Origin of the sequence: Buttiauxella cochleicola, from assembly GCF_021282405.1 — a bacterium.
GTDB lineage: Bacteria > Pseudomonadota > Gammaproteobacteria > Enterobacterales > Enterobacteriaceae > Buttiauxella > Buttiauxella massiliensis.
Map to the genome: position 1 here is coordinate 83,077 of NZ_JAJSOU010000010.1, position 21,844 is coordinate 104,920.

The following is a 21,844-nucleotide window of genomic DNA, read 5'->3' on the forward strand; positions in this document are numbered from 1 at the left end:
GACATCCGACTTATGTTTACCCCCGCTTAGCCACCAGCTCCGCAATCCTCACAATCACAGCCACCGCTTTTTCCATCCCCTCCAGCGTCACAAACTCGTGTTTGCCGTGATAGTTATAGCCGCCGGTGAACAGGTTAGGACAAGGCAAACCTTTAAACGACAGTTGTGCGCCATCGGTGCCACCGCGAATCGGTTTCATGATCGGTTCGATGTCGCAGTCACGCATCGCCTGCTGCGCCACTTCGATAATATAAGGGTGCTCGGCCACTTTCTCGCGCATGTTGTAATAGCTGTCGTCGATCACCAGCTCGATATAGCAATCCGGGTGCAGGCCTTTGCCCACCTTCTTTGCGATATCCATCATCTTGCGTTTACGCGCTTCAAATTGTTCACGGTCAAAATCGCGGATGATGTAGTGCATTTCCGCTTTATCAACCGAGCCTTTAATGCCGTGCAGATGGTAGAAACCTTCATAGCCATCGGTGCATTCAGGGCTTTCATTAGCCGGCACTTCAGCGTGAATGCGCGCAGCAAGTGACAACGCATTCACCATCACCCCTTTCGCAGAGCCCGGGTGAACATTGTTGCCAACGATTTTGATAGTGACCGATGCCGCATTGAAGTTCTCGCACTCCAGTTCACCGACACCACCGCCATCAACGGTATAGGCCCAGCGTGCATCAAATGCGTCAACGTCAAAGTGCTTAGCACCTTTGCCCACTTCTTCATCCGGAGTGAACGCCACACGAATATCACCGTGCGGGATTTTTTTCTCCTGGAGTACCGCCAGCGCGGTCATGATCTCAGCAATACCGGCTTTGTCATCGGCACCAAGCAGCGTCTTGCCATCGGTGGTAATCAGCGTTTGCCCAAGTAACTGGTGTAAAACCGGGAACATCACCGGTGATAGCACTTCATCGCCAATGCCTAGCGCGATATCACCACCACGATAGTTTTCGACAATCTGCGGATTAACGTTTTTGCCCGAAAAGTCAGGTGCGGTATCCACATGAGAGATAAAACCAATAGCCGGGACTTTTTTATCGACGGTAGACGGAAGTGTTCCCATGACTGTGCCATGCTCAGCAATAGTCACATTCACTAAACCCATATCTTCCATTTGTTCTTTTAGCAACCGCAACAACTTCCACTGACCTTCAGTGCTGGGAACTTGTTTTACGCCGGATTTGGACTGCGTATCCAAAGAGACATAATGTAAGAAACGTTCAAGTAATTTATCCATGTCGCGCTACCCTCAATTTTTGTGACTTCATTATCAGTAAGCCACAGATGCAAATATTGCGTTAGGTCACTTTTAGCCTGGTAGTGTTGAAAATAGTCACGAATGTAATGCAATGCGAGAGGATTTGGTGTTTGCTGCTTTAAACATCTTCATAATCAATCCCCAGGAAAGCATCAAGGATTGGCGATTTCAATGCTTTGCCGTAGAATGCCTGCCCTTACTTAAACGTGCAGAAACCGCAAGGTGGTTAATCACAAACCCCGCATCAGCCCGCAATTTGATGCGTCTTATATGGGACAGCGTAAAAAATTGAATAAACAGCAATGTTCGCTCTCTCCGCTGGTAGAACTGGTGGGAGTAAGAAAGAGCTTTGATGGTAAAACCGTTATTTCTGATTTATCTCTCACCATTAATGATGGTGAATTCCTGACACTCCTTGGCCCTTCCGGCTGTGGCAAAACTACTGTGCTGCGCTTAATTGCCGGACTGGAAAGCGTTGACTCCGGGACTATCTCTCTTGAGGACCTGGACATTACACGGGTTCCGGCTGAGCATCGCCACGTCAACACCGTCTTCCAGAGCTACGCTCTTTTCCCTCACATGACCGTTTTTGAAAACGTGGCATTCGGTCTAAGAATGCAAAAAACACCCGCTGCCGAGATACCTCCGCGCGTGAATGACGCGTTGAAAATGGTGCAGCTTGAGGAATTTGCGCAGCGTTTACCGCATCAGCTTTCTGGCGGCCAGCAACAGCGCGTGGCGATTGCGCGTGCGGTAGTCAACAAACCCCGTCTGTTGCTGCTTGATGAGTCACTTTCCGCACTCGATTACAAATTGCGCAAGCAGATGCAGAACGAATTAAAGGCGCTGCAACGTAAACTCGGAATCACCTTTGTCTTCGTCACTCACGACCAGGAAGAAGCATTGACCATGTCCGACAGGATTGTGGTGATGCGTGATGGTCACATTGAGCAAGACGGCACGCCGCGTGAAATTTACGAAGAGCCGAAAAACCTGTTTGTGGCGAGTTTCATTGGTGAAATCAATATCTTCGATGCCATCGTCATTGAGCGGGTTGACGAGCAGCGCGTGCTGGCGAACGTTGAAGGCCGCGAATGCCATATTTACGTAACGATGCCAGTCACCGCAGGCCAACGGCTGAAAGTGCTGCTGCGCCCAGAAGATCTGCGTGTTGAAGAGATCAACGATACCCACGTTGCCGATGGTTTAATTGGCTATGTGCGTGAACGAAACTATAAAGGTATGACGCTGGAATCTAACGTTGAGTTGGAAAACGGCAAAATGGTGATGGTCAGCGAATTCTTCAATGAAGATGACCCTGATTTTGACCATACACTTGATCAAAAGATGGCTGTGAATTGGGTTGAAAGCTGGGAGGTAGTGCTGGCAGATGAAGAGCTCACGTAAGTTCCAGAATCTGGTGATCGCCACCATCGTCGGTTGGTTGCTGTTGTTTGTGTTCTTGCCCAACCTGATGATCATTGGGACAAGTTTCCTGACGCGTGATGATGCTAATTTCGTCAGCATGGTTTTCACGCTGGATAACTACACCCGGCTTGCCGACCCACTGTATGCACAAGTGCTACTTCACTCGCTAAATATGGCGGTGATAGCCACCCTCGCCTGCCTGGTGCTGGGCTATCCGTTTGCCTGGTTCCTTGCTCGCCTGCCAGAACGCGTGCGCCCGCTGCTGTTGTTTTTGCTGATTGTTCCCTTCTGGACTAACTCACTGATTCGCATTTATGGGCTGAAGATTTTCCTCAGCACCAAAGGTTACATGAATGCGTTCCTGCTGTGGCTCGGCGTGATTGATACCCCGATTCGAATCATGTACACCGAAAGCGCGGTCATCCTCGGCCTGGTTTATATCCTGCTACCGTTTATGGTGATGCCACTCTATTCGAGCATCGAGAAGCTCGACAAACCGCTACTGGAAGCGGCGCGTGATTTGGGTGCGAGCAAACTACAGACCTTTATCCGGATTATTATCCCGCTCACCATGCCGGGAATTATTGCCGGTTGTTTGCTGGTTATGCTGCCTGCAATGGGGCTTTTTTACGTGTCAGACCTGATGGGTGGCGCGAAAAACCTGCTGATTGGCAACGTCATTAAGAGCCAGTTCCTGAATATTCGTGACTGGCCGTTTGGGGCGGCCACCAGCATTACACTGACACTGGTGATGGGTCTGATGCTGCTTATTTACTGGCGTGCCGCCAGATTGCTGAATAAAAAGGTGGAATTAGAATGATGGGTCGCCTGCTCCGTGGCGGCTTTATGACCGCCATCTACGCGTATCTGTACATCCCGATTATCATTTTGATCGTCAACTCATTTAACAGTTCGCGTTTCGGTATTAACTGGCAAGGCTTTACCGGCAAGTGGTATAGCCTGCTGATGAACAACGATAGTCTGCTGCAAGCTGCTCAACACTCGCTGACTATGGCGGTGTTTTCTGCCACCGCGGCGACGTTAATTGGCTCGTTAACGGCCGTGGCGTTATACCGCTACCGTTTTCGCGGCAAGCCTTTCGTCAGCGGTATGTTGTTTGTGGTGATGATGTCGCCCGATATTGTGATGGCGATTTCACTGTTGGTGCTGTTTATGCTGCTGGGCGTTTCGCTCGGATTCTGGTCGCTGCTGTTCTCACACATCACCTTCTGCCTGCCGTTTGTGGTGGTGACCGTCTATTCCCGCCTCAAAGGGTTTGATGTACGGATGTTAGAAGCGGCGAAAGATTTAGGTGCCAGCGAACTGACAATTCTGCGCAAGATCCTCTTACCGCTGGCAATGCCTGCCGTTGCCGCCGGCTGGTTGCTCAGTTTTACGCTCTCGATGGATGATGTTGTGGTTTCATCGTTCGTTACCGGGCCGAGTTATGAAATTTTACCGTTGAAGATTTACTCAATGGTGAAGGTCGGAGTTTCACCCGAGGTGAACGCACTTGCGACCATTCTGTTAGTACTCTCGCTGGTCCTGGTTGTTGCCAGTCAGCTTATTCTTCGTGATAAAACTCAGGGGACGTTAAAATGACTAAATGGCCACGCCACCTGCTCGCTGCGGGCGCTCTGGTACTGGGTATGGGCGTTGCACATGCCGACGATAGCAAGACGCTCTACTTCTATAACTGGACCGAGTATGTGCCGCCAGGCCTGCTTGAGCAGTTCACTAAAGAAACCGGTATTAAGGTGATTTATTCGACCTACGAGTCGAATGAAACCATGTACGCCAAGTTGAAAACCTATAAAGAAGGTGCCTACGATTTAGTGGTGCCATCGACCTACTTTGTCGCGAAAATGCGCAATGAAGGCATGATCCAGAAGATCGATAAAAGCAAACTGAGCAACTTCAAGAATCTCGATCCGGAAATGCTCAACAAGCCCTTCGACCCGAATAATGACTATTCCATTCCTTATATCTGGGGTGCTACGGCGATTGGTGTGAATAGCGACTCAATCGATCCGAAAACCATCACCAGCTGGGCCGATTTATGGAAGCCGGAATATAAACAAAGCCTGTTGATGACCGATGATGCCCGCGAAGTTTTCCAGGTGGCGCTGATGAAACTCGGTTATTCCGGCAACACCACCAATCCGAAAGAGATTGAAGCGGCCTTTCACGAACTGCAAAAGCTGATGCCAAACGTCGCCGCATTCAACTCCGATAACCCGGCCAACCCGTTTATGGAAGGCGAAGTGAATCTTGGGATGGTGTGGAATGGCTCCGCTTACGTTGCCCGTCAAGCGGGGACTCCGCTGGAAATTGTCTGGCCAAAAGAAGGCGGGATTTTCTGGATGGATAACCTATCTATTCCGGCAAATGCTAAAAACGTCGACGGTGCGCTGAAACTGATTAACTTCCTGCTGCGCCCGGATGTGGCAAAACAGGTGGCTGAAACCATAGGCTACCCAACGCCAAATCTTGAAGCACGCAAACTTCTGCCGAAAGAAGTGTCTGGCGATAAGACGCTCTACCCGGATGAAGCGGTGCTGAAGAATGGTGAGTGGCAAAACGATGTTGGCGATGCCAGCACGATTTATGAGAATTACTATCAGAAGCTGAAAGCAGGCCGTTAATTTTTATACCAGGCGGGGCAATCGTCCCGCCTTTTTAATTCATCCTTTCGCCTTATGGCATCAGTTCCCTCTCTTTCTACGCTTGAATGAGTGCCTGACTGTTGCCGTTATCTCACTACACCCGCTCGTTGCAGACTGAGTGAAAATCGTGATGAATACATTCTTTATACTCGCCCAACTGCTCAACCTTGGTATTTTCACCGCGTTTATTCTCGCGAGGAAAGAGAAGCCCGAGGCTAAACCACTGATTGATCTCAGAGCGATACAACTCTTACGGCTGACTTATTTACTGCCAATAATCGCCTTCGCCTGGAGCCTTTTCCTTGTGGAATACGTTACGCCGCTGGATTGGGTTTGTTTGCTGATAGCAATTGCAGGAACCGTTCTGGTGGTGAAAGGGAAAATCGATTTAGGGACACATCATACCTGGGCGGGGTATTACCTTCCTCATGCGCAGCGAATACACAGCGGGATCTTTTCGTGGATAGCTCACCCCATGTACGCGGGAATCATTATGGTGATCCTCTCTTGCAGCGCAGTGTATGTGACCCGATTGCCGTGGTATATCAACGCATTGGCATTACTTTGTTGCGCGTATATTTCGCTATTTTTGATTGTCGTGGCTTTGCGGGAAGAGAAGTTATTTGTCACGGCGAAAGCGTAATTTGTTGATATTAATAGGCGGGCAGCATCGGCTACCCGCTATTTGTTATAGACCTTTCAACAAGCGGTCGACATACTCAGGCACCACTTCACTGGCTAAGCCGTAGAATTTTTCCTCGAACTCACTGCCAACCTGGCTCGGTTCAAGATTCAGCTCAACCGTATGCGCGCCTTGCAAACGGGCTTCGTGTACGAACCCGGCAGCTGGGTACACATGGCCCGAGGTGCCGATAGCAATAAAGTAGTCAGCTGTAGCAATAGCCTGATAAATCTCATCCATACCCAGTGGCATTTCGCCAAACCACACCACATGTGGGCGAAGCGGTGCAGAAAGCTGGCAGCAATGGCAGCGGTCTTCCCGGGTAATATCCCCTTTCCACTCCAGCACTTGCCCACTGCGCGCACAGCGAACTTTCAGCAGTTCACCATGCATATGGATAATGTTTTTATTGCCGGCTCGTTCATGGAGGTTATCAATATTCTGCGTCACCAACAGGAAGTGATCACCCAGCTCTTCTTCCAGACGGGCCAGTGCCAGATGGGCAGCATTCGGTTTGATTTCCGACTGCTGAAGTTGCTGGCGGCGAGCGTTATAAAACGCCTGTACCAATTCAGGATCGCGTGCGAAGCCTTCAGGCGTCGCAACATCTTCAACCCTATGCTCTTCCCACAAACCATCAGTGGCGCGGAACGTTCGAATGCCTGACTCAGCGGAAATTCCCGCTCCGGTCAGAACCACAACTCTGGGTTTTTCCATCGCTTCGGGTCCAGGTATATCTCTGAAAAAAGCACGCTGACGTAAACGCTGACGGAGCAGGCGCTTAGTTTTGCGAAACCGGCTTAGCCGATGTTGACGACGCGATAGCATAATTTACTCCGTGAGATGGAGGAATGCCGCACCACGCATGCCACCGGCATCACCATGACGCGCAGGTTCAATACGCGGTACTTTTGCCACAGGCAGAAGATACTTAGGCAGACGCTCAGGCAGTTGCTGGTACATCTCAGTAAAGTTAGACAACCCGCCGCCGATCACGACCAGATGCGCATCAATGGCCGTTAACAAGCTGCCAAGGCAGCAGGCCAGCAGCTCAACGAAGCGATCGACATGGGCTACAGCCTTTTCATCACCTGCGCGGTAGCGGGCAACAATTTCTTTAGAGTCCAGTGGTTCAGAGTAGAAGTGCTGATAAACCCACGCAAATCCACGGCCAGAAAGATAGTTTTCAATACAGCCATGTTGCCCGCAACCGCAGCGCGTGAGGGGAATATCACGGCCCAGCACGTTAAGTGCATCAACTGGCAGGCGGGTATGACCAAATTCGCCGGTAATATAGTTGCGCCCGGTAATGGATTTACCGTTGACAATGATGCCACCACCAACACCCGTACCGAGAATCAGGCCCATAACCACCGGGTAATCACGAAACTCATCGTCCCAGGCCTCAGAGAGCGCAAAACAGTTCGCATCGTTGTCCATGCGTACATCACGCCCGAGCATCGCGCTCAGATCTGCCTGTACCGGTTTCCCGCTGGCTGCCGGGACATTCGCTGCGTATAACGTGCCATCATCTGTGACGGGCATTCCGGGGATACCAATACCCACCGAGCCTTTAATACCAAAACGGCTATCGGCTTCCTGTACCATGGAAGCGATAGCCGCTAAAAAGTTCTCATAACTGTCATGCGGGGTGGGAACACGTTTTTCCCATTGCAGACGACGCTCACTGTCGTAGACCCCAAGAGCCATCTTGCTGCCACCAATATCAAATCCGTAATACATCGTTTCTCCCTATACCCGTCAAACTTCAAGCTGCAGGAGTGCCGCCTACCTGCAACTTGAATTATTCGGGGTATATATTTTTGGTGAAGAATTTATTGTCCGCTTAATACTCGCGCCGGATCGATATTACTGGCTCGACGCGCCGGATACCAACTGGCAAGTAAACTCAGTAGCAATGCTGTGATCAGGACATAAAATACATCCAGCCAATGCAGTTCAGATGGCAAGAAATCAATGAAGTAGATATCGCCGGACAAGAACTGGTGACCGATTAATTTTTCAATCACGTGGATAATATTGGTCAATTGCCAGGAGGCCAGCACCCCAACAATCACACCACTTACACTACCCAGCAACCCCGCCAGCAGACCGTACCAGACGAAAATGGCGCGAATCAGACCATCTTTTGCCCCAAGGGTACGCAATACAGCAATGTCGCTACTCTTGTCTTTAACCGCCATGACAAGCGTGGAAACGATGTTAAAACAGGCAACGCCGATAACCAGCACCATCGCCAGATACATGATGGCGCGAATCATTTGAATATCGCGATACATATAGCCGTAGGTGCCAATCCAGCTTTTGATATAAACGTAAGCATTAGTCACTTCGCCCGCATCACGCACAAGCTTATTGGCATTGAAGACGTCATTGACCTTGATAGCGATACCGGTGACGCTATCGCCCATATCAAGATAGCTCTGCGCATCAGCCATTGGCACCATTGCCAGGCTGTGGTCAAGCTGACCACTGAGAGCCAGGATTCCAGTGACATGCAGGCGAACACGTTTCGGTTGCAGAAGTTTGGTACCACCATCACTGTTCGGAATCATGATGGAGACCCAGTCGCCCTGCTTCACCTTCAGCGCATCGGCAACACCTTTACCAATAATGATTTGCTGCTGACCCGCTTTAAAATCCTTCCAGCCATTGTTCTGCACATATTCTGGCAACGCGCTCAGGTGAGTTTCCTGCTCCGGATCGACGCCTTTTACCACGATGGCTCGCAGGTTCGCACCGCTTTCCACCAGGCCAGTGAAGTTGATGTATGGCGCAGCTGCAACGATGCCTTTAACCTTCTCGACACGTTGCAACACACCTTTCCAATCGTGGAATGGCTGATTAACCGGCTCGATTTCACCATGTGGCACAACGGCAAGCACGCGATTATTCAGCTCGCGCTCAAAACCGTTCATCGCACTCAGACCCACAATCAGTACCGCTACACCTAATGCGATACCTAACGTGGAGATAATGGAGATGAGAGACACCATGCCGCTGCGACGACGCCCGCGGCTAAAACGTAAACCAATCAGCAGTGACAGTGGCGAAGCCATTAATCGGCTCCCATCAAAGTCAGCTCATGAGTCAGCCGGCCATCTTGCATTTCTAACTGACGAGACATGCGCTTCGCCAGTTTGAGGTCGTGAGTAACCACTAAGAACGCGGTTCCCTGACGCACATTCAGTTCGCCCAGCAGTTCGAAAATGCTATCTGCATTTCGTGCATCGAGGTTACCAGTCGGTTCATCAGCCAATACCAGGCGCGGGTTATTTACCAGCGCACGAGCAATCGCCACACGCTGGCGCTCGCCACCTGACAACTCTGACGGACGGTGATTGCTGCGGTGATCAAGCCCTACCGCTTTTAGCATATCCAGCGCACGTTGCTTTGTTTCATCGGTATTCTTTTTGCCGATGAGCAGTGGCATGGCGACGTTTTCCATCGCGGTAAAATCAGGCAGCAAATGGTGGAACTGATAAATAAACCCCAGTTCCCGATTGCGCAGTTCCGCTTTTGCGGAAGAGGACATTGAACTCATTGCTTTGCCATTAAAAATGACATCGCCTGACGTTGGCGTATCCAGGCCGCCCAACAGGTGAAGCAAAGTACTTTTACCAGAACCAGAGCTGCCGACAATCGCCATCAACTCACCGGTATTGATGCTGAAGCTGACATCATGCAACACGTCCGTTTGCACTTTGCCTTCCTGATAGCGTTTGCACAGCTTGTCACACTGCAACAGGACAGAATTACTCATAACGTAAAGCCTCAGCGGGAAGTGTCGCGGCGGCACGCCACGATGGATAAAGCGTGGATAACAAAGCGACAGCCATAGCAATAATCGCAATCACAATAACTTGTACAGGGTCGATAGCGACCGGCAGCGCAGCACCATCGAGCAACGCGCCAATAATCGGCATCAAGTTGTTCAACTGGCTGGCAAGTAGCGCGCCAAGTAACGCACCCAGCAAAGCGCCGATAACACCCGCACTCGCCCCCTGCACCATAAACACTGCCATGATTTGGCGACGCGTAAGCCCCTGAGTCTGGAGAATGGCAACTTCGCCTTGTTTCTCCATCACCAGCAAACCGAGCGACGTGATGATGTTAAATGCGGCAACGGCCACAATCAGGCTCAGCAGCAGCCCCATCATATTTTTTTCCATGCGCACAGCCTGGAACAGCTCACCTTTACGCTCGCGCCAGTCTTTCCACTCGGTGCCCTGAGGCAAGGTTTGCTGGCTCAGGACATCCACCTTAAGTGGCTCAGCCAGCCACAAACGCCAGCCGGTAATATTGCCTAACGGGTAACGCATCAGGCGTGATGCATCTTGCTGGTTCACCAGCATTTGATAACCATCGACTTCACTATTAGCCGCGAAGGTACCAATCACATTAAACAAACGCTGACTTGGTAAACGTCCCATAGGCGTAAACTGACTGGCGGAAGGCACCATCACGCGGATGCTATCGCCACGCTTAATACCCAATTGCCCGGCAAGCTGTTCGCCGAGAATAATGTTGTACTGCCCAGCGACCAGGTCTGTTTGTTTCACGTTGACCAGGAACGGCGAAAGCGGATCTTTTTCTTCCGGATTAACCCCTAGCATGACGCCCACAGCAACGCTGCGCGCACTCTGCAGTACTACGTCACCCGTAGTAATCGGTGCAATTCGCGTAACACCTTCGAGTTTTAGGTCTTTCGCAGGAAGTGTTTCAGGGTTAATAGAGCCACTGGTTGAGGTGATAACAGCTTGTGGCATCAAGCCAAGAATGTTGTTTTGCAGCTCACGTTCAAAGCCGTTCATCACGGAAAGCACCGTGACCAGCGCCATTACGCCAAGCGTAATGCCAATAGTCGACAGCCAGGAGACGAAGCGACCGAAGCGGTCAGCTGCTCGCCCACGCATGTAGCGCAGGCCTATAAATAACGCGACAGGTTGATACATGTATTCCGTCTTGTGGCAGTTGCGGATGCAAAGTTGGCAAGAAGTATATAAGCGATACCGTATCAAGTAAATGAAACGTAACGTTTTTTTGATATTTCAGAACATGTGAAATACCAATTAAATCATACTCATAACATCTTGTTTTCGCTGTAAAGCCACATCAATTCGGTTATTAATTAATCATGCGGAATTTCTGAATTGCGCCTGATTCTTACAAAAACAGACAAATCAGGTAAAAAAATGGCCAGCGATCTTCCACCCTGAAAGCAAATACAGGCCAACAGAAGATTAAGTCCGCGCATGAAAAACAAACAACTGTGGATCAACCATATCAAGGGGCTATGTATCTGCCTTGTCGTTATCTATCACTCGGTGATCACCTTTTACCCGCATTTGACGCAACTCGAAGCTGGTCTGCCTGAATACATTGCGAAAAGCTGGATCTACCTGAATCTCTATCTGGCACCTTTTCGTATGCCAGTGTTCTTCTTTATTTCTGGCTTTTTGATCACTCGCTATATCGAGTCGGTGAAATGGCGTGACTGCGTGGATAAGCGCATCTGGAATATTTTCTATGTCCTGGTTCTATGGGGAGTTTTGCAATGGTTGGGGATTTCGCTTATCAACCAGTGGCTTGCCCCCGACCTGGTACGCAACCCCACGTCTAATGCCGCGTACTCGGAAACCCTGTTGCAATTTGCCACCAGCATGGCAAAAGCCAGCACCAGCCTTTGGTATCTCTATGCGCTGATAATCTATTTCGCGATATTCAAAAGTCTGCGTCGCTATAAAGTTCCGGTCATCATCATGCTGCTTGGAGTAAACGTGGCAATCAGCTTTATGCCGTTACCGTGGTGGGGCATGAACAGCGTGGTGCGCAATATGTGTTATTACGGTTTGGGCGCATGGTTCGGCCCACAATTGATGACGTGGATGAAAACGACCCATTTCCGCCGACATCCGTTGCTGTGTACGGCAGTCGCTCTGCTCTGCGTGGCGCTGTATCTGGTGAATGTCCCTGTAGTGATTTCCGTGGTGTCTATTTTTGTCATCATGAAGCTGTTTTATATTCTGGATAGTTGGCGCGAGAGCCGTTCCGATGCATTTCTGAATATTGTTGGTTCAAACACCATCGCCATTTACACCACCCACCGTATCATCATCGAAGCGTTGAGTTTGTTTATGATCGGGCAAATTAATGCAGACAGAATCTCCGATAACCTGCTGATCGTCGTTTTACTGGTGTATCCGTTTGTCAGCCTGGCAACCTGCACTCTAATAGGTTTGGGATTCAGGAAATTATCACGCGCGCTATGGGGCGATATGCTTTTTACTCCTCCGGCTAAAATGGCGTACGCGGCTGGCATACGTTAAGCGGTCTCGATTGGGTTGCTAATACAAAACGATCGCGGATAATAAACAACATTGTTTTCGAGTGCTTATCAATACCCTGCAGCTTGATAGATGAAGGGTAAACACGGCGCAACCTGAGAGATGCTGACGTCCACCATGTCTGAAAATTATCGCTATTCCTTACCTGTTAAAGCTGGCGATCAGCGCCAGCTTGGAGAACTCACCGGTTCAGCTTGTGCGACCGAAGTTGCCGAGATCGTCGAGCGCCATAGTGGGCCGGTGGTGCTGATTGCCCCTGATATGCAGAATGCCCTGCGTCTGCATGACGAAATTAGCCAGTTTACGGATAGCCTGGTGGTGAATCTTGCCGACTGGGAAACGCTGCCGTACGACAGTTTTTCACCGCATCAGGAAATCATCTCTTCGCGTTTATCCACGCTGTATCAATTGCCAACCATGCAGCGCGGCGTGCTGATATTGCCAGTCAACACCTTGATGCAACGCGTTTGCCCGCATAGTTATTTGCATGGCCACGCGCTGGTGATGAAAAAAGGTCAACGTTTATCGCGTGATAACCTACGTAGCCAATTAGAACAGGCAGGTTACCGCAGCGTTGATCAAGTCATGGAACACGGCGAATTTGCTACCCGTGGTGCATTGCTAGATTTGTACCCGATGGGCAGTGAGCAGCCTTATCGCATCGACTTTTTCGATGATGAAATCGACAGCCTGCGTGTGTTTGATGTCGATACACAGCGCACACTCCAGGAAGTTGATGCCATCAACTTACTCCCTGCTCACGAATTCCCGACCGATAAAACGGCTATTGAGCTATTCCGTAGCCAATGGCGCGACAAGTTTGACGTGAAGCGCGAGCCTGAGCATATTTACCAGCAAGTCAGTAAAGGCATGCTCCCGGCAGGGATTGAATACTGGCAGCCGCTGTTCTTTAGCGAGCCACTACCGCCGCTGTTCAGCTATTTCCCGAAAAATACCTTGCTGATAAACACCGGCGATATTGAAAGCAGTGCCGAGCGCTTCTGGCAGGATACGTTCGCCCGCTTCGAAAACCGTGGTGTTGATCCAATGCGCCCTCTGCTGCCACCGGAAAGTCTGTGGCTGCGCGTTGATGAACTCTTCAGCGAGTTAAAAGCCTGGCCGCGAATCCAGCTAAAAACCGACTCTCTGGCCGATAAAGCCGCGTTTACCAATCTGGGTTATCGCGCCCTGCCGGATCTTTCTGTTCAGGCGCAGCAAAAAGCGCCGCTCGATAACCTGCGTAAATTTCTTGAGTCTTTCGCCGGGCCGGTAGTGTTTTCCGTAGAAAGCGAAGGCCGCCGCGAAGCATTGGGCGAGCTGTTAGCTCGCATTAAAGTGGCACCAAAACGTATTTACCGTCTCGATGAAGTGACGGATAAAGGCCGCTACTTAATGCTTGGCTCCAGTGAGCATGGTTTTATCGACACGCTGCGCAACCGCGCGTTGATTTGTGAAAGCGATCTGCTGGGCGAGCGCGTTAGTCGTCGACGTCAGGACAGCCGTCGCACCATTAACCCGGATACGTTGATTCGTAACCTCGCAGAGCTGCGTACCGGGCAACCGGTCGTGCATCTTGAACATGGCGTTGGCCGATATGCGGGTTTAACTACCCTTGAAGCGGGTGGCATAACAGCTGAATATTTGATGCTGACCTATCATGGCGATGCAAAACTGTACGTGCCGGTTTCGTCGCTACATTTGATTAGCCGCTATGCAGGCGGTGCCGAAGAAAACGCGCCACTGCATAAACTCGGCAGCGATGCATGGTCCCGTGCGCGCCAGAAAGCGGCAGAAAAAGTGCGCGATGTTGCTGCTGAACTGCTGGATATTTACGCGCAACGCGCTGCCAAAGAGGGCTTTGCCTTTAAGCATGACCGCGAGCAGTATCAGTTGTTCTGCGACGCCTTCCCATTTGAAACCACACCAGATCAGGCACAAGCCATCAATGCGGTATTAAGTGATATGTGCCAGCCGCTGGCGATGGATCGGCTGGTATGTGGCGATGTGGGCTTTGGTAAAACTGAAGTCGCCATGCGCGCCGCCTTCCTTGCGGTTGAAAACCATAAGCAAGTTGCGGTGCTGGTGCCAACCACCCTGCTTGCGCAGCAGCACCTGGACAACTTCCGCGACCGTTTCGCCAACTGGCCAGTGCGCATCGAAATGCTGTCACGTTTCCGTACGGCTAAAGAGCAGGCGCAAATTCTCGAAGAAGCACGAGAAGGGAAAGTCGATATTCTGATCGGTACGCATAAGCTATTGCAGAATGACGTGAAGATGAAAGATCTCGGCCTGCTGATTGTCGACGAAGAACACCGCTTTGGTGTGCGTCATAAAGAGCGCATCAAAGCCATGCGTGCCGATGTCGATATCCTGACGCTAACTGCCACACCAATTCCACGTACGCTGAATATGGCAATGAGCGGAATGCGCGATTTGTCGATTATCGCAACGCCTCCGGCACGCCGACTGGCAGTTAAAACCTTCGTTCGCGAGTACGACAGTCTGGTGGTTCGCGAAGCAATCTTGCGTGAAGTGCTGCGTGGTGGCCAGGTCTACTATCTCTATAACGATGTAGAAAACATCCAGAAAGCAGCAGATCGCCTCGCCGAGCTTGTACCGGAAGCACGTATTACTATCGGCCACGGCCAAATGCGCGAGCGCGAGCTGGAACGAGTGATGAACGACTTCCACCACCAGCGGTTTAACGTGCTGGTGTGTACCACGATCATCGAAACGGGTATCGATATTCCGACTGCGAATACCATCATTATTGAACGCGCAGACCATTTCGGTCTTGCACAGTTACACCAGTTGCGTGGCCGCGTCGGGCGTTCGCATCACCAGGCTTATGCATGGCTTCTGACGCCACATCCGAAAGCAATGACCACCGATGCGCAGAAACGCCTGGAAGCTATCGCATCGCTAGAAGACCTGGGTGCGGGCTTTGCGCTGGCGACTCACGATCTTGAAATTCGCGGTGCGGGTGAATTACTTGGCGAAGGCCAGAGTGGTTCGATGGAATCTATCGGGTTCTCGCTGTACATGGAGATGCTGGAAAACGCCGTCGATGCGCTTAAAGAGGGTCGCGAGCCGTCACTTGAGGATTTGACCAGTAGCCAAACCGAAGTTGAACTGCGTATGCCCGCGTTGTTGCCGGATGATTTCATCCCGGACGTCAACACCCGTCTGTCGTTCTATAAACGCATTGCCAGTGCCAAAACGGCGCATGAGCTTGATGAATTAAAAGTGGAATTGATTGACCGTTTTGGCCTGTTGCCGGATGCCGCTCGTAATCTGCTGGATATTGCGGCATTGCGCCAGCAGGCACAAAAACTCGGCGTACGTAAGATTGAAGGCCATGATAAAGGTGGTGTGATTGAGTTTGCTGAGAAAAACCACGTTGACCCGGTTTGGTTGATTGGTTTGCTGCAAAAACAGCCGCAACATTACCGTCTGGATGGGCCAACCCGACTCAAATTTATTGAAGACCTCGCAGATCGTAAAGCGCGTATGGAATGGGTACGTAACTTTATGCATCAGTTGGCGCAGAACGCTGTAGCGTAGTTCTCATGATGGCGGGTAGCGCTTGCGCTTACCCGCCATCCCCCATTTAATCGTAACATTTACACATCCTTTCAATCCGCCAGGATTTCCCGACATCCCCCCCTGCCATAATCATCGATTAACTTTTTTATAACATTAACCATAATACTTATAGGGTTTATCGTGATTACCTCTTTGAGCGTTTTATCATCTCGCAAGGCACGCGCTATGCGTTGGCTGGCGTCGATTATGCTGCTTAGCGCAGCATTCACCGCTTTTAACGCGAATGCCAACTCTTATCCTCTGCCAGCAGAAGGCAGCCGTCTTATCGGTCAGAACTTTTTCCATGAGGTAAAAGATGACGGTGGTTCACTTGAGGCTATCGCAAAAAAATACAATGTTGGCTTCCTTGCTTTATTACAGGCCAACCCTGGTGTGGATCCCTATGTTCCCCGTGCGGGCAGTGTTTTGACCATTCCGAGCCAAATGATATTGCCGGATGCGCCACGTGAAGGGCTGGTTCTCAATCTTGCCGAGCTACGCGTTTACTATTATCCCAAAGGAAAGAACAGCGTGACGGTTTATCCGATTGGTATCGGCCAACTTGGCGGTGATACGGTAACGCCAACGATGGTGACCAGTGTTTCAGATAAACGAGCCAATCCAACCTGGACTCCAACTGCAAATATTCGCGCTCGTTACCTGGCAAATGGCATCAAGCTTCCAGCTGTTGTTCCTGCCGGGCCGGAGAACCCAATGGGTCACCATGCGATTCGTCTCGCAGCCTTTGGCGGTGTTTATCTGCTGCACGGAACTAACGCAGATTTCGGCATTGGTATGCGTGTCAGCTCGGGCTGTATTCGTCTGCGTGATGACGATATTAAAGCGCTGTATAAAGATATGCCTGTCGGAACGCCCGTTCGCATTATTAATACCGCGATTAAAACGTCCATCGAGCCAGATGGCAGACGTTTAGTTGAGGTACATCAGCCACTGTCGAAAAATATTAATGATGATCCTCAAGTGCTGCCGATTACGCTGACTGAACAAATGAAACAGTTCCAGGCCGCACCTGAAACTGATGCGACAGTTATGGAACAGGCGATGCAACACCGCTCGGGCATGCCAATTGAAGTCAACGCGCATACTGTAGCGACGAACGAAATCTGATTATCACGGTCGTTCGGAATAGAACAAAGGCCCTGTTTTTCAACAGGGCCTTTTTTATTGAATTGGCGTTATAAAGTGGCGCTACCCGATGAGCTTACTCAAGGGTTTGTCAGCGCTACCAACACCGCTGCAACTTGAAGTATGAAGGGAATGCTTATTTATAAATTACCGCAGTACCGTGCAAAGTGTTCGGGCCGGTAACTGAAGTAATACGGAATGAGCTGGCACCCATTTGATCGGCTTTCTCAGCCAGTTGATCTTCCAGCGACCCCAGGTTTGTCCCAGCTGTTGCGGTGATTGTGCCGACTTTCTGTTGACCGGTTGGCGTCGCCTGAACTTCAACAGCCGCAAAACTTGCAAAAGACAGGGAGCTAAGAACAGCAGCAACGATCAGAGTTTTTACGTTTTTCATGTTATTTACCTTGAGCAGATTATTTGGAAGACCGTTAAATCTATTTACTTAACGTTCGATAAGTAAATATTAAACGTGATCTGAATCACGGTCAAATAATTTTTATAATGATCGTTAATTATTTTATAAAAACACTATTTTTCATAAAGATAGAATTAATTTATTTTTATACCTAAAGCCTCTGGCTCCTACATGATATTATTTTTATAATGATCGTTCACTAAACAGACAAAGGTTAAACGGTTCCCATGTCCACTGACACTAGTTGCATTAAAAAAAGCCGTGGCCGACCGAAGGTGTTTGATAGGGAAGCTGCACTTGACAAGGCCATGGCTTTGTTCTGGAAACACGGCTACGAAGCCACCTCTATGGCACATTTAGTTGAAGCAACAGGTGCAAAAGCGCCAACGCTTTATGCAGAGTTCACCAACAAAGAAGGTATGTTCAAGGCAGTATTAGATCGCTATATCGCACGAGTAACGCAGCAGCGTGAGACTTGCCTTTATTGCGAAGATCGTACTCTGGAACAGACCCTGGAAGATTATCTCTCTTTGCTGGCAGAGATGTTTACTGACAAAGAGACACCATCAGGCTGCTTTATGATATGTACCTCTGCGGTGCTGGCCGTCTCTTCGGAAGATATCTCCGCGATGATAAAAATGCGTCAGTCGATGCAGGAAGCAACTCTGGTTCACTTCCTTGAGCAGCGACAGCAAAAAGGTGAAATTCCGGCAACCACAAGCGTACGCAATCTGGCGAAATATCTCTGTTGTATCATTCAGGGGATGTCGATCAGTGCAATCGAAAATGCCAGCTATGAAGAGCTGATGCAGATCGTGAAAACCACACTACGATTGTTGCCGGAACTAAAGAAAATCTAACCATGGGCGGCTTTGCCGCCCTTTTTGTATTAACGCTCTCGCCCTTTGCTCCAGTAGGCCATAAAGTTGATAGCGTCATGGCTCACACCGCATTCTCCAATTAAGTAACGGCGCAGCATTTTCACAACCGATGATTCCGCCGCAACCCAGCCGTAAAAAGCGTTACTGGCCGTTGTGGCTTTATCCCACAACAGTTCACCTTCAGCTTCTTCATTAACTGTTTCTGTAATCCCCGCAGCTGTAGGGAGTTTGGCACATTCACTCACCGCCTTGAGTAAGCACTCCCCATGCCTTGCGTTGACAGCCTTTCGCGGCAACCAATGAATTTTCGCAAAACCAAATTCACTTAAATCCATGCAATCCCCCTGCTCCGGGACTTCAAAAAACGCCTGAATTTCTGGCGGATTTTGCTGTTTCGACAGAAGTTCAAGTATGCCTCGCGCCGCAGGCATTGCAGTTTCATCAGCAATAATTAACCCCTGGCACAAACCCGCAGGTGGCGTCCATTCATAACCGCCGCTGTCTGCCGGGTAATCGGCATTCGGTGCGACAATTTGTATTTTGTCACCGGATTGGGAGCTAATCGCCCATGCGGAGGCAGGCCCTTCCGTGCCGTGACTGACGAATTCAACCGTCACTTGCTGACGCTCGCGGTCAACGTGGCGCAAGGTATAAGTGCGCACAATCGGCCGCTTTTCTTTGGGTAATTCTTGCAGTAACGAATACCACTGCCCATGTTCTGGCAAGCTCGGAATTGAGCCATCTTCAGACGGGAACAACATTTTGATTCGCTGGTCGGGTGAATCACATTTCATGTTTGCCACATCCGGACCGCCGAATACCAGACTCAACAGCGAAGGTGAAACGTGTGATTTATGCAATAGCTGCACATTAAACAATCTGTAGCTTTGTACCTCTGCCATTTCAACTCCTTTGCCTGGGCTTGCCATCAACAAATAAATAACCCACAGAAATCATATGATTATTCATAAGATTAATTTGAGAAATACTATCAATTGAGATTGATAATGAGAACTGTTATCGGCAGAATTCAGCTCGTTCTTATTTCAAAACATTTTCAAATGTTAATATTTCCCCATCCAAGGAATGATGATGATGCATAACAACGCACGCTGGGTGCTTAACCCGTTGCTTCTGGCGATGATGGCCCCGGCTTTCGCGCAGCAAACTTCCGAAGAAAATATTCTGGTTTCTGCGAACCGTATGCACCGTACGGTAGCTGAAATGGCGCAGACCACCTGGGTTATTGAAGGTACCGAGCTTGAGCAACAGATTCAGGGAGGCAAGGAGCTGAAAGACGCACTTGCACAGTTAATTCCCGGTCTGGATGTCAGCAGCCAAAGCCGTACCAATTACGGTATGAACATGCGTGGCCGTTCTATCGTGGTTTTAGTGGATGGCGTTCGTCTGAACTCTTCCCGTACCGATAGCCGCCAACTCGACTCTATCGACCCTTTTAACATCGAACACATCGAAGTTATCTCTGGTGCAACTTCGCTGTATGGCGGTGGTAGTACTGGCGGTCTGATTAATATCGTGACGAAAAAGGGCCAGCCTGACACTCAGGTCGAATTTGAAACTGGGATTAAGTCTGGTTTTAACAGCAGTAAAGATCATGATGAACGTGTCGCCAGCGCCATTTCTGGCGGTAACGATAATGCCTCTGGCCGTTTATCTGTGGCTTATCAGAAATTTGGTGGCTGGTTTGATGGTAACGGCGACCAGACCTTGCTTGATAACACGCAAACCGGTTTACAGTATTCCGACCGCCTGGATGTGATGGGTACCGGCACGATAAACATTGATGAAACCCAGCAACTGCAGGTGGTGACACAATATTATAAGAGCCAGGGAGACGATGATTACGGGCTGAATCTGGGTGAAAACTTTTCCGCAGTGACCGGTAATGGCAAAGCGTTTGTCAGTGACAATCTTAATTCTGACCGCATTCCTGGTACCGAACGCCATCTGATTAGCCTGCAATACTCCAACAGCGACTTCCTCGGCCAGGAAGTGGTTGGGCAGATTTACTATCGTGATGAGTCTCTGACCTTCTATCCTTTCCCGACGCTAACGCGTGGAGCCGTAACCAGTTTCTCGGCCTCCCAGCAGGATACCGATCAGTACGGTGCGAAACTGGCTCTGACCAGCCAACCGCTGGATGGCTGGCAGATTACCTATGGCGTCGATGCCGATCACGAGAGCTTTACCTCGAACCAGATGTTCTTTGATCTCGCAAAAGCCAATGCTTCTGGTGGCCTGAATAACCAGAGCATTTACACCACCGGTCGTTATCCGGGTTACACCATCACTAACCTCGCTCCGTTCCTGCAAAGCAGTTATGACATCAACGAACTGTTTACCCTGAGCGGCGGCGTGCGCTATCAGTGGACTGAGAACAAAGTCGATGACTTTGTTGGCTTTACTCAGCAACAAGGTATTGCAAACGGCATCGCTCAGTCTGCAGACGCAATCCCTGGCGGCAGCACGGATTATGACAATGCGTTATTCAATGCCGGTCTGTTAATGCATATTACTGACCGCCAGCAAGCGTGGTTTAACTTCTCGCAAGGTGTGGAGCTTCCTGACCCTGGCAAATACTACGGTAATGGCACTTACCGACTGGTGAATGGCCATTATCAACTGGTAAATAGCGTGAATGTCGGGCAGTCAAAACTTCAGGGGATCAAGGTCGATTCTTATGAGCTGGGTTGGCGTTATACCGGCGATAACCTGCGCAGCCAAATTGCGGCGTACTACTCGTTGTCTGACAAGTCCATCTCCATCAACCGTGCAGATATGACCATCAATGTGGAAGATGACAAGCGTCGTATTTACGGTGTTGAAGGTGCTGTGGATTACTTTATTCCAGACTCGAACTGGAGCACCGGCGTTAACTTTAACGTGCTGAAGTCCGAAACTAAAGTGGATGGCAAATGGCAGAAATGGGACGTGATTTACGCAAGCCCTTCAAAAGCCACCGCGTATGTTGGCTGGGCGCCAGATCCATGGAGCCTGCGCATTCAAAGCCAGCAGACCTTTGATTTAACCGATGCCAGCGACAATAAGATCAATGGTTATAACACCGTCGACTTTATTGGCAGCTACGCTCTACCGTTAGGCAAACTCAGCTTCAGCATCGAAAACCTGCTGGATAAAGACTACACCACCGTGTGGGGCCAGCGCGCACCATTGCTTTACAGCCCAACTTACGGCAGCCCTTCGCTGTACGAATATAAAGGACGTGGGCGCACTTACGGTGTGAATTACTCCCTGCAATTCTAAATTGACCACAACAGGCTGGCTAAAAACCAGCCTGTTTTTTACTCTCCTACACAAAATCCTTCTCGACCAAAACCCAGTAGTCATTTAAAACATAGGGACTCTAATGATAGGTACAGCTTATATT

General features: G+C 49.9%; 18 protein-coding genes. 10 read left to right on the forward strand and 8 right to left on the reverse strand.

The features are described from left to right. Positions 1-16: 16 nt before the first annotated feature. The gene (pepT, locus tag LVQ79_RS14605) at positions 17-1,243 is read right to left on the reverse strand and encodes a peptidase T (protein ID WP_232865514.1); all 1,227 of its coding nucleotides are present in this window, start codon (positions 1,241-1,243) and stop codon (positions 17-19) included. A 291-nt stretch (positions 1,244-1,534) separates the two neighbouring features. On the opposite strand from pepT, the gene potA reads away from it, so the two are divergent. The 5 genes from potA to LVQ79_RS14630 all read left to right on the forward strand — a co-directional run bounded on the left by potA (position 1,535) and on the right by LVQ79_RS14630 (position 6,001). After that, positions 1,535-2,671, forward strand: coding sequence for a spermidine/putrescine ABC transporter ATP-binding protein PotA (potA, locus tag LVQ79_RS14610; protein ID WP_034457169.1), 1,137 nt, complete (start codon positions 1,535-1,537; stop codon positions 2,669-2,671). After that, positions 2,655-3,512 carry a spermidine/putrescine ABC transporter permease PotB gene (gene potB, locus LVQ79_RS14615; protein WP_064517974.1) on the forward strand — a complete coding sequence of 286 codons (858 nt, stop codon included), beginning with the start codon at positions 2,655-2,657 and terminating at the stop codon, positions 3,510-3,512. Before potA ends, potB begins: the two co-directional genes overlap by 17 nt. Beyond that, positions 3,509-4,294, forward strand: coding sequence for a spermidine/putrescine ABC transporter permease PotC (potC, locus tag LVQ79_RS14620; protein ID WP_232865515.1), 786 nt, complete (start codon positions 3,509-3,511; stop codon positions 4,292-4,294). Before potB ends, potC begins: the two co-directional genes overlap by 4 nt. Further along, on the forward strand, positions 4,291-5,337 hold the full coding sequence (potD, locus tag LVQ79_RS14625; RefSeq protein WP_232865516.1) for a spermidine/putrescine ABC transporter substrate-binding protein PotD: 1,047 nt from the start codon (positions 4,291-4,293) through the stop codon (positions 5,335-5,337). The genes potC and potD overlap by 4 nt, the downstream gene beginning before the upstream one ends. Positions 5,338-5,488: 151 nt before the next feature. Then, entirely contained in the window at positions 5,489-6,001 is a 513-nt protein-coding gene (locus tag LVQ79_RS14630; RefSeq protein ID WP_232865517.1) for a methyltransferase, read from the forward strand. A gap of 45 nt (positions 6,002-6,046) precedes the next feature. Here the strand turns inward: LVQ79_RS14630 and cobB are convergent, their stop codons facing one another. The 5 genes from cobB to lolC all read right to left on the reverse strand — a co-directional run bounded on the left by cobB (position 6,047) and on the right by lolC (position 11,016). Beyond that, on the reverse strand, positions 6,047-6,868 hold the full coding sequence (gene cobB, locus LVQ79_RS14635) for a Sir2 family NAD+-dependent deacetylase (RefSeq protein WP_064517967.1): 822 nt from the start codon (positions 6,866-6,868) through the stop codon (positions 6,047-6,049). 3 nt (positions 6,869-6,871) lie between these two features. Beyond that, positions 6,872-7,783: an N-acetylglucosamine kinase gene (nagK, locus tag LVQ79_RS14640; RefSeq protein ID WP_232865518.1), complete on the reverse strand. Its 912-nt coding sequence runs from the start codon at positions 7,781-7,783 to the stop codon at positions 6,872-6,874. Positions 7,784-7,875: 92 nt separating this feature from the next. Then, a complete protein-coding gene (gene lolE, locus LVQ79_RS14645) occupies positions 7,876-9,120 on the reverse strand; it encodes a lipoprotein-releasing ABC transporter permease subunit LolE (RefSeq protein ID WP_134183432.1) in 1,245 nt (414 codons plus the stop codon). Then, a complete protein-coding gene (gene lolD / locus LVQ79_RS14650) occupies positions 9,120-9,824 on the reverse strand; it encodes a lipoprotein-releasing ABC transporter ATP-binding protein LolD (RefSeq protein WP_064517961.1) in 705 nt (234 codons plus the stop codon). The genes lolE and lolD overlap by 1 nt, the downstream gene beginning before the upstream one ends. Beyond that, positions 9,817-11,016 carry a lipoprotein-releasing ABC transporter permease subunit LolC gene (gene lolC, locus LVQ79_RS14655; RefSeq protein WP_151995504.1) on the reverse strand — a complete coding sequence of 400 codons (1,200 nt, stop codon included), beginning with the start codon at positions 11,014-11,016 and terminating at the stop codon, positions 9,817-9,819. Before lolC ends, lolD begins: the two co-directional genes overlap by 8 nt. A gap of 300 nt (positions 11,017-11,316) precedes the next feature. On the opposite strand from lolC, the gene LVQ79_RS14660 reads away from it, so the two are divergent. From LVQ79_RS14660 to ldtC, 3 genes are all read left to right on the forward strand, one after another. Next, positions 11,317-12,390, forward strand: a complete 1,074-nt coding sequence (locus LVQ79_RS14660) for an acyltransferase family protein (protein ID WP_232865519.1) — start codon at positions 11,317-11,319, stop codon at positions 12,388-12,390. A 135-nt stretch (positions 12,391-12,525) separates the two neighbouring features. After that, entirely contained in the window at positions 12,526-15,972 is a 3,447-nt protein-coding gene (gene mfd / locus LVQ79_RS14665) for a transcription-repair coupling factor (RefSeq protein WP_232865520.1), read from the forward strand. A gap of 207 nt (positions 15,973-16,179) precedes the next feature. Further along, on the forward strand, positions 16,180-17,121 hold the full coding sequence (gene ldtC, locus LVQ79_RS14670) for a L,D-transpeptidase LdtC (protein ID WP_232865521.1): 942 nt from the start codon (positions 16,180-16,182) through the stop codon (positions 17,119-17,121). 154 nt (positions 17,122-17,275) lie between these two features. On the opposite strand, the gene bhsA is transcribed toward ldtC, so the two are convergent. Further along, on the reverse strand, positions 17,276-17,533 hold the full coding sequence (gene bhsA, locus LVQ79_RS14675; protein ID WP_232865522.1) for a multiple stress resistance protein BhsA: 258 nt from the start codon (positions 17,531-17,533) through the stop codon (positions 17,276-17,278). Positions 17,534-17,781: 248 nt separating this feature from the next. On the opposite strand from bhsA, the gene LVQ79_RS14680 reads away from it, so the two are divergent. Beyond that, positions 17,782-18,414, forward strand: a complete 633-nt coding sequence (locus LVQ79_RS14680) for a TetR/AcrR family transcriptional regulator (RefSeq protein ID WP_232865523.1) — start codon at positions 17,782-17,784, stop codon at positions 18,412-18,414. 29 nt (positions 18,415-18,443) lie between these two features. Here the strand turns inward: LVQ79_RS14680 and LVQ79_RS14685 are convergent, their stop codons facing one another. Next, positions 18,444-19,337: a siderophore-interacting protein gene (locus LVQ79_RS14685; protein WP_232865524.1), complete on the reverse strand. Its 894-nt coding sequence runs from the start codon at positions 19,335-19,337 to the stop codon at positions 18,444-18,446. Between the two features lie 193 nt (positions 19,338-19,530). On the opposite strand from LVQ79_RS14685, the gene LVQ79_RS14690 reads away from it, so the two are divergent. Continuing rightward, complete coding sequence (locus LVQ79_RS14690) at positions 19,531-21,720, forward strand: TonB-dependent siderophore receptor (RefSeq protein ID WP_370639858.1); 2,190 nt, start codon at positions 19,531-19,533, stop codon at positions 21,718-21,720. The last annotated feature ends 124 nt before the right edge of the window (positions 21,721-21,844 follow it).

Bases quoted from the DNA above. Each gene is read 5' to 3' on its own strand.
- pepT (WP_232865514.1), bottom strand. From the start codon at position 1,243: ATGGATAAATTACTTGAACGTTTCTTACATTATGTCTCTTTGGATACG.
- potA (WP_034457169.1), top strand. From the start codon at position 1,535: ATGGGACAGCGTAAAAAATTGAATAAACAGCAATGTTCGCTCTCTCCG.
- potB (WP_064517974.1), top strand. From the start codon at position 2,655: ATGAAGAGCTCACGTAAGTTCCAGAATCTGGTGATCGCCACCATCGTC.
- potC (WP_232865515.1), top strand. From the start codon at position 3,509: ATGATGGGTCGCCTGCTCCGTGGCGGCTTTATGACCGCCATCTACGCG.
- potD (WP_232865516.1), top strand. From the start codon at position 4,291: ATGACTAAATGGCCACGCCACCTGCTCGCTGCGGGCGCTCTGGTACTG.
- LVQ79_RS14630 (WP_232865517.1), top strand. From the start codon at position 5,489: ATGAATACATTCTTTATACTCGCCCAACTGCTCAACCTTGGTATTTTC.
- cobB (WP_064517967.1), bottom strand. From the start codon at position 6,868: ATGCTATCGCGTCGTCAACATCGGCTAAGCCGGTTTCGCAAAACTAAG.
- nagK (WP_232865518.1), bottom strand. From the start codon at position 7,783: ATGTATTACGGATTTGATATTGGTGGCAGCAAGATGGCTCTTGGGGTC.
- lolE (WP_134183432.1), bottom strand. From the start codon at position 9,120: ATGGCTTCGCCACTGTCACTGCTGATTGGTTTACGTTTTAGCCGCGGG.
- lolD (WP_064517961.1), bottom strand. From the start codon at position 9,824: ATGAGTAATTCTGTCCTGTTGCAGTGTGACAAGCTGTGCAAACGCTAT.
- lolC (WP_151995504.1), bottom strand. From the start codon at position 11,016: ATGTATCAACCTGTCGCGTTATTTATAGGCCTGCGCTACATGCGTGGG.
- LVQ79_RS14660 (WP_232865519.1), top strand. From the start codon at position 11,317: ATGAAAAACAAACAACTGTGGATCAACCATATCAAGGGGCTATGTATC.
- mfd (WP_232865520.1), top strand. From the start codon at position 12,526: ATGTCTGAAAATTATCGCTATTCCTTACCTGTTAAAGCTGGCGATCAG.
- ldtC (WP_232865521.1), top strand. From the start codon at position 16,180: ATGCGTTGGCTGGCGTCGATTATGCTGCTTAGCGCAGCATTCACCGCT.
- bhsA (WP_232865522.1), bottom strand. From the start codon at position 17,533: ATGAAAAACGTAAAAACTCTGATCGTTGCTGCTGTTCTTAGCTCCCTG.
- LVQ79_RS14680 (WP_232865523.1), top strand. From the start codon at position 17,782: ATGTCCACTGACACTAGTTGCATTAAAAAAAGCCGTGGCCGACCGAAG.
- LVQ79_RS14685 (WP_232865524.1), bottom strand. From the start codon at position 19,337: ATGGCAGAGGTACAAAGCTACAGATTGTTTAATGTGCAGCTATTGCAT.
- LVQ79_RS14690 (WP_370639858.1), top strand. From the start codon at position 19,531: ATGCATAACAACGCACGCTGGGTGCTTAACCCGTTGCTTCTGGCGATG.